10 protein-coding genes, 1 pseudogene and 1 riboswitch (1 of these 12 cut by a window edge) are annotated in these 7,240 nt (G+C 26.3%); all 11 genes and pseudogenes read left to right on the forward strand.

The features are described 5' to 3' along the window. Positions 1-1,013: 1,013 nt before the first annotated feature. On the forward strand, positions 1,014-1,277 hold the full coding sequence (locus BST80_RS02985) for a transposase family protein (protein WP_415745915.1): 264 nt from the start codon (positions 1,014-1,016) through the stop codon (positions 1,275-1,277). 205 nt (positions 1,278-1,482) lie between these two features. Beyond that, a complete protein-coding gene (locus BST80_RS02990; RefSeq protein WP_415745906.1) occupies positions 1,483-1,809 on the forward strand; it encodes a hypothetical protein in 327 nt (108 codons plus the stop codon). Next, positions 1,734-2,390: a hypothetical protein gene (locus tag BST80_RS02995; protein ID WP_415745907.1), complete on the forward strand. Its 657-nt coding sequence runs from the start codon at positions 1,734-1,736 to the stop codon at positions 2,388-2,390. The genes BST80_RS02990 and BST80_RS02995 overlap by 76 nt, the downstream gene beginning before the upstream one ends. Before the next feature lie 13 nt (positions 2,391-2,403). Continuing rightward, entirely contained in the window at positions 2,404-2,808 is a 405-nt protein-coding gene (locus BST80_RS03000) for a hypothetical protein (RefSeq protein WP_415745908.1), read from the forward strand. After that, positions 2,777-3,070 carry an aminotransferase class I/II-fold pyridoxal phosphate-dependent enzyme gene (locus BST80_RS03005; RefSeq protein WP_415745909.1) on the forward strand — a complete coding sequence of 98 codons (294 nt, stop codon included), beginning with the start codon at positions 2,777-2,779 and terminating at the stop codon, positions 3,068-3,070. Before BST80_RS03000 ends, BST80_RS03005 begins: the two co-directional genes overlap by 32 nt. Further along, complete coding sequence (locus tag BST80_RS03010; RefSeq protein WP_415745910.1) at positions 3,018-3,617, forward strand: aminotransferase class I/II-fold pyridoxal phosphate-dependent enzyme; 600 nt, start codon at positions 3,018-3,020, stop codon at positions 3,615-3,617. The genes BST80_RS03005 and BST80_RS03010 overlap by 53 nt, the downstream gene beginning before the upstream one ends. A 5-nt stretch (positions 3,618-3,622) precedes the next feature. After that, positions 3,623-4,015 carry a RidA family protein gene (locus BST80_RS03015; protein ID WP_415745911.1) on the forward strand — a complete coding sequence of 131 codons (393 nt, stop codon included), beginning with the start codon at positions 3,623-3,625 and terminating at the stop codon, positions 4,013-4,015. A 235-nt stretch (positions 4,016-4,250) separates the two neighbouring features. Then, positions 4,251-4,472, forward strand: coding sequence for a hypothetical protein (locus BST80_RS03020; protein ID WP_415745912.1), 222 nt, complete (start codon positions 4,251-4,253; stop codon positions 4,470-4,472). Between the two features lie 106 nt (positions 4,473-4,578). Beyond that, a complete protein-coding gene (locus tag BST80_RS03025) occupies positions 4,579-4,791 on the forward strand; it encodes a hypothetical protein (RefSeq protein WP_415745913.1) in 213 nt (70 codons plus the stop codon). A 109-nt stretch (positions 4,792-4,900) separates the two neighbouring features. Continuing rightward, the gene (locus BST80_RS03030) at positions 4,901-5,581 is read left to right on the forward strand and encodes a hypothetical protein (protein ID WP_415745914.1); all 681 of its coding nucleotides are present in this window, start codon (positions 4,901-4,903) and stop codon (positions 5,579-5,581) included. Positions 5,582-5,621: 40 nt separating this feature from the next. Beyond that, a riboswitch (purine riboswitch) is annotated at positions 5,622-5,722 on the forward strand. Between the two features lie 75 nt (positions 5,723-5,797). Beyond that, a pseudogene (locus BST80_RS03035) lies at positions 5,798-7,240 on the forward strand (NCS2 family permease) (it continues 54 nt past the right edge of the window).

Consider the following 7,240-nt stretch of genomic DNA (forward strand, 5'->3'; position numbering starts at 1 on the left):
TNANNTNNAGCTGAGAAATATTTGTTGGATTTATTTTGTGCCTGCAATAAGTGCTAGAGAAGAGTTAAGCTATGCTTATGATATGCTCTTCATATAAAAGTTCCATGATACGGCTAGAGACTTAAGTAATAACTTGTAGCAGAGAAATAATGTAGATGAAGTTCAAGCCTATAGAAAGTATTTATTNNTTTNTTTTTTTTTTTTTTTTTTAACATATTTTTGGGATTATTTTATTTTCAGTACATGATGCTCCTATACTAATAGATTTCCATTTATTTAAATTTATTTAAATATACTTAAGTACAAACTCCTGCACATAGGTATTGTCTATATTTATAACTCAACTTTAATTTTTTGTTTATTAACCTCTCTGCGGATTACAATTAAATATTCTATTCTATGCTTTTAAATATTTATAATTAAAATAAAAATCTTAACTCTATATTTAATAGCCCCTCTACTATTTATTAATTATATTTAATGTGTAAAATTGTAATTAAAATAAAANATATCCAAATGCTCTTGTTGACATCGAATATAAAATTTTAAAATGTTGGTCAAATTTATATCAAGTAACAAAAATATAATTAAAATCAGAAATGCAAAATATACATAAAATAAATGAAANACTTGTCGACTGTTGATTCAATGACGTACTCGATATCATTTGTTTATCAGTGAGTATAGTTCTTATAAGAGATCGATGTACAGATGGATAGACTATCGGACAGACAGGTAAATAGACGAAGGAGAGGATTAGATAGGATCAGCTCGTCGTTCATTCTTTCTCATTCTTTTCTCCCACTGCCACACCTCTTTCAAACTGTTATAAAACCATCAGATTTAATCATAATCAGATTTATAATTTTCAATGACTGCGGAGTATAAAAACCGATTCATACAAAATTCTTTTTACAATGCATTAAGTTTAAAGACTATTCTCCACCACACTTTTACTATAAAAACTATTCATANNNCTAAAATGTATATGGTTTTCANNAAAAAATACCAAATTAATAGTTGACAGTGGTTATCAAGGAATACAAAAAATTCACAATAATGTTCTAATACCTACAAAGAAAACAAAGAAAAAACCTTTAAATAAAGCACAAAAACAACATAATAGACTAGTTTCAAAAATGAGAATTATTATTGAAAATATTTTTGCTATTCTTAAAAAATTTAAAATTATTACAGAAAAATATCGTAATCATAGAAAACGATTTAGTTTAAGATTTAATTTAATTGCTTCAATTTATAATTTGCAATTATTATAGATAGCATAGAAGATGTATTTAAAATTAAATAATTTAAATAAAAANNGTAGTATACATTATTTTGAGGTTTTTAATAAAATTAAGTAATTAGAAACAAATTAAGTTTCGATTATGACTAAATGATAACAAAATTTATGATGGCACTGTAATTGTTGATGGAGTAGGTTTTTTAGGTGGTTTAATTATTGGAATTGTTGTCGGTTATATGATGAAAGGATTTAAAAAGTATCTTGTTAGTAAAAAAATGCAAGGTGTCTTAACTTGATTTGTTTATCCTGTTTTAGGATCGTTAATTAGTATTTGTTTAATTCTCTTTGTGATTGGTCAACCAATTGCCTTATTAATTAATGTTATTTTTAGTGGATTGACAACTTTACAAACTTCAAATTTAGCAGCAATATTGGGAATTATTATTGGAATGATGTGTGTTTTTGATTTGGGGGTCCTTTTAATAAAGTGGCATGAGCTTTCTCATTTGCATCATTTTCACAAGCTTTTACAAGTGTACAATTGACTAATCCAACCTTGTTAGTTCCATATGCATGCTTTTGAGCTGCTGGAATTGGAACTGGATGAACGACTACTTTAGTAACTTTTATTGGTCGTCGGTTTTCAAATCAATATAAAAAAGAAGTTGGAAAAATGTCATGAATCTTATCTTCGTTAGGAATTGCTGAAGGAGCAATACCATTTGCTTTATCAGACCCATTCCGTGTGATTCCTTCTTTTATGATAGGAGGTTCTGTATCTGGGGGTTTATGTGCAGCTTTTAATTTAGGTTCAACCATTACGGGAGGTGGTTTTATTACAATGGCAGGAATCCAATCAACAACAGGAACTGTTGCAATTGGTGTTGCCATTCTACTGTGATTAATTTTTGCAATTATTGGTTGTGCAATTTCAACAACATTATTATTGAGATTAAAATATATTAAAACAAAACCAGTTTTAGAGCAAAAAGTGCATACTTGGACAATTAATATTATGTCATTGGGAATTGTTCCAAGTATTAAAAAACAACAATTAAAAAAATATAATAAATTATCATCAAGTGAACAAGAAAAATATTTAAATCAAAAACAGAAAAAAACAAAGATTAAGGTAGAAAGGTAAAGGTAAATTTGCGATGAAATATAATTTTGATATTATCATTGATCGAACAAAAAATTCCGAGCGAAAATGAGATCAAACATATATTGCAGATAATTATCATTTAACTGGTGATAATATCATTAATTCATCAATTGCTGATTTAGATTTTCTTACACCACAGCCAATTACCAATGCTATTTTAAATCGTGCAGAAAAAGGAGTATATAGTTATACTTATGTTAGTAATGATTTTTATGAAGCGGTAAGTACTTGATATTATTATCAACATCAACTTATAATTCCAAAAGATAAAATCAAACTTGTACATGGTACAGTTAATGCTCTTCATCAACTAATTCAATGTTTAACTTATGTTAATGATTATGTTTTAATTCAAACGCCAGTTTATGGCCCCTTTGGGCGGGGCAGTTTTAAATAATAACCGTCAATTATTAACAAATCAATTAAAATGAGAGGATAATCGTTATCAAATAGATTTTGTTAATTTTGCAAATATTATAAAAAAATATCAACCAAAAATATTTATTTTATGTAATCCGTATAATCCTAGTGGGTGTGTTTGAACAAGAGCAGAATTACAAAAAATAATTGCAATTTGTCAACAATATCATGTTTTAATAATATCAGATGAAGTTAATATCAGATGAAGTACACGGCAATTTAGCATTACCAAATGTTAAATTTAATTCGTTGCTATCATTTTCAATTCAAAATAATGAGGTTATTGTTTGTAATTCTCCAAATAAGGCTTTTAATCTTGGCGGATTAAAATCATCATATTTAATTACATTTAACGACAAATTACGAAAGAAAATTGATGAACAATATGAATCTGCTTCGATTACATCACCAAATGTTTTTACAATCCCATCTTATTTAGCTGCATATACTAATCCAGAAGTATTAACTTGAAAAACAACTATGTTAAAATATATTATTAAAAATTATATTTTTGTAAAAACAACCTTAGAACAAATTCGGGGGTTAAAAATAATGCAATTAGAAGCCTCATATTTGGTTTGGATTAATTATGAAGGGACTAAAATGTCACCGCAGGAAGTTAACAAATTATTATTAAAATATAAATTAATTGTTAGTAAAAATGATGATTTTGTTGAAGCACCAATAACTTGCTTTCGAATTAATATTGGGACTTCATTTGCGATGGTAACAAATATCATCAATATTTTAACAATGATTTTTAAAAAGTCAGAAAGGAATGATTAATTATTATGAGTAAAAAAATTATTTCAACACATTTGGCGCCAAAAGCAATTGGGCCATATTCACAAGCAGTTAAAACAGGGAACTTCTTATATGTTTCTGGTCAATTGCCATTAGATTCAACAACAATGATGATTGAAGGAACAACAATTACAGAACAAACAAAATGTGCTTTAGAAAATTTAAAAGCAATTGTACAATCAGCAGGTTACAGTTTAACAGATGTTGTTAAAGTTAATATTTTCTTAAAAGATATTAATGATTTCCCAGCAATGAATGAAGTTTATCAAAAATATTTTACAGAAAATTTTCCAGCTCGTTCTGCTGTTGCAGTTGCAAATTTGCCTAAAAATGCTTTAGTTGAAATTGAAGCAATTGGATGTTTAAGAGAAGAAAATTAAAAAACTATGTTTTGAAAAAGAGAAAATTGAATTTCCCCTTTTTTATTTTTAAAATGTATTCATTAATGAAGTTATAATCTAATGACAAATTATTATTTAAATTTTCTTCTTATTTTGCAAATAATTTGATAAAAATAAATTCTAACTTTTTTTGTTTAACTTTTTTATATAATTCTAAGTAATAGTTTAAATTATTTATGCTATTAAATTTTAAAAAGGAACTTATATTTTATTAATGAAAAAACTATTTACATATTTAATGACCTTAGGAATAATGAGCATAAGTGGAATAACAATTGTTTCTTGTGCTTGTAGTTATCCAAAACAAAACAAATTGGAAGAAGAAAAGCAAAGAAAAAATTTAGATAGAGCTCCTTTGTTACCAATAAATAATAATAATAATAATAATAATCCAAAAAAAAGAGGAAATAAAATTACAATTTCCAATTGATATTAGTGGTATTACTAAAATTAACCCAATTAAAAAAGTTAATGTTAAGAATATTAAAGATGTTCAGTTTTCTGAATGATCAGAGCCAATTCGTGATGCAATTTTAGCAACATTGCATGCAGAACTAAGCACTAAATTAACAAAAAATGATTATGATGTAATTCCTATCTTCCCAAAAGAGTTTTATATCAAAGATAATAAAATTGATACTCTTTCTTTTGATTTAACAATTCCAAGAAAAATAGAAATTACCTGTTTGGGAAAAAATAATGTAAAGGGTAGATTTAATACATATGTCATACTACCAATAGGTACTGTAAAATAATGATAAATTAATGAAAGAATATAAAAAAAATAACATTTTAAAATGCTGTTTTTTTATTTTTTTAAATACGATATGATTGATATATATGGGAGAGGAACGTGATTAAAAAATGTTTAATTTAACGCAAATAACAGGATTAGTTTATTTTATTTTTATTATTGTAATTGGACTGCTTCTTGTAGGTTGATTAATATTTGGTCTTATTTTATTAAGGTTTAAAAAGAAAAAAACAACATTAAAACCACGGATGTTATTACGGAAAATGTTAGATGAGAATGATTTACAAGATGTTAATATTGGAGAACAAAACCATATTGTTAAAGCACGGAATTTTTCAAAAATAAGTAATGCTGTAATTATTCGTCGTATTAATGATAAAGACCAAAGCATTGTAAAAATTTATGATATGATTTTTCATTTTTATTATGTTTATAACCAAAAAACAAAACAATCAAAATGCTTTTTTTGATTAAAATTTTTGTCATGATTTTTGTTGTTTACAATATTTTTATTTATTATAGCAATAATTTTAGTTATTTTAATACAGTTTTTAAAAGATAATACTGTTATTAATGCAATTGACATTACAATTCAAATTTTATCTATTATTGGTATTGTTTATTTGATTTTGGGATGATTTTGTTGAGCGAATTTAGTAGAAAATTATCGTCAAGATTTAATAGAATTAGCAATAGACTATTTACCAACAGAATTTATCAAGTCTTTTAAAACTTATACTAGTTTTAAATCATTTTTTCCTTTTTCTGAAAATGTAATATGTTTTTATTAAAGGGATTGTAATTTTTTATGAAATTCGGTATATTTAAAAAGTAAATGTATTAAACAATTCCTATATATGCTAGTAATATGGTCTAGTGTTTCTACGTCTTACCATTTATAAGAAGACTCTATAGGTTAATGCTTCATTTTGCATTAACTTATGTTAATTAAACAAGGTTAATGTTTTTTATTTTTACAAATAGAGCTAGATGGAGAAATAAATTATATGTTTAAAAAAAAGATTGAAACTTTTTTTAGGTTTGGTGATTTAAAAACAACTTTTAAAAAAGAAATTATTGGTGGCCTAACAACATTTTTAGCAATGTTATATATTTTATCAGTGCAACCTAATATGTTATCTTCTGCACCATATATTAATCATCTAAGTGATCCAAGTCAGAATATGGCGTTTGGAGGGATTTTTATTTCCACGGCAATTGTTGCTTTTATTGCTACTTTAATTATGGGTTTATCAGCGAATATGCCAGTTGGATTAGCACCTGGAATGGGGCTAAATGCTATTTTTACTTTTAATGTTGCTAATAATGGATTAGGATATCAAGGGGCTTTAATTGCTGTAATGCTTTCAGCAATATTTTTCTGTCTTATTTCAATAACTAAATTACGAACAATTATTATTAATGCGATTCCAGATTCATTAAAATTAGCAATTGGTGCTGGAATTGGTTTTTTTATTGCTTATATTGGTTTACACAATATTGGATTTGTTGGCGATAATGCCGTTGCTCCATGTGGGGTTGTCGTTAATGGCGGAATTCCGGTTGCAACATTAGGAAATTTAAAAATTAACTGACCAATAATTTTAATGGGATTTGGTGTTTTAATGTTAATTTTAGTTTTACATTTTAAAAAAATTCCTGGAGTCATTGCCATTGCAATTTTGGGAGGATTAGTAGTTTCTTTGATTGTCGGAAATGTTGTTGATAATGATTTCATTCGCCATAATTTTGCACATTGAAAGGGATGAAGTTATAGTGATTTTAATGGTTTTAATACCACTTTAAAATCAACATTTGCAGCATTTGCTAATCCAAAAATTTGAACATCACCAACGATGTATATTTCAATTTTTGTTTTCCTATTTGTTGATTTTTTTGATACAACAGGAACGTTATACTCTGTTTCAACTCAAATTTCATTAACAACTGGTGAAAAATATGAATTAAAATCACGTGCTTTAATGGCAGATTCAGTAGGAACTTTAACTGGAAGTCTTTTAGGTTGTTCTCCGGTTACTAGTTTTGTTGAATCAACAACGGGAGTTTCCCAAGGAGCTCGAAGTGGTTTTTCTGTTATTATTACAGGGTTAATGTTTTTAGTAGCAATTCCACTTTTTCCAATTTTTAAATTAATTACTCCGGCAATTGCTGGAGCTGCCGTGATTTTTGTTGGTACATTAATGGTTAGTCAAATTAAAGATATTGAGTGAGTTAAACCAGAATTTGGAATTTCAGCCTTCTTTACTATTATCATTATGATAGTTACATTTTCAATTACAAATGGGTTGGCACTTGGATTTATTGCTTATGCCTTTATTTGTTTAATTACTAAAAAAGCTAAAACAGTTGTCATTTCAATTTACATTTTAGATCTTTGTTTTATTGGTTATTTTATTGCTTNTGNTTTTNNNCAANNTGNTNNNAAANAA

The organism is Spiroplasma sp. Moj (assembly GCF_016082285.1).
GTDB lineage: Bacteria > Bacillota_I > Bacilli_A > Mycoplasmatales > Mycoplasmataceae > Spiroplasma > Spiroplasma phoeniceum.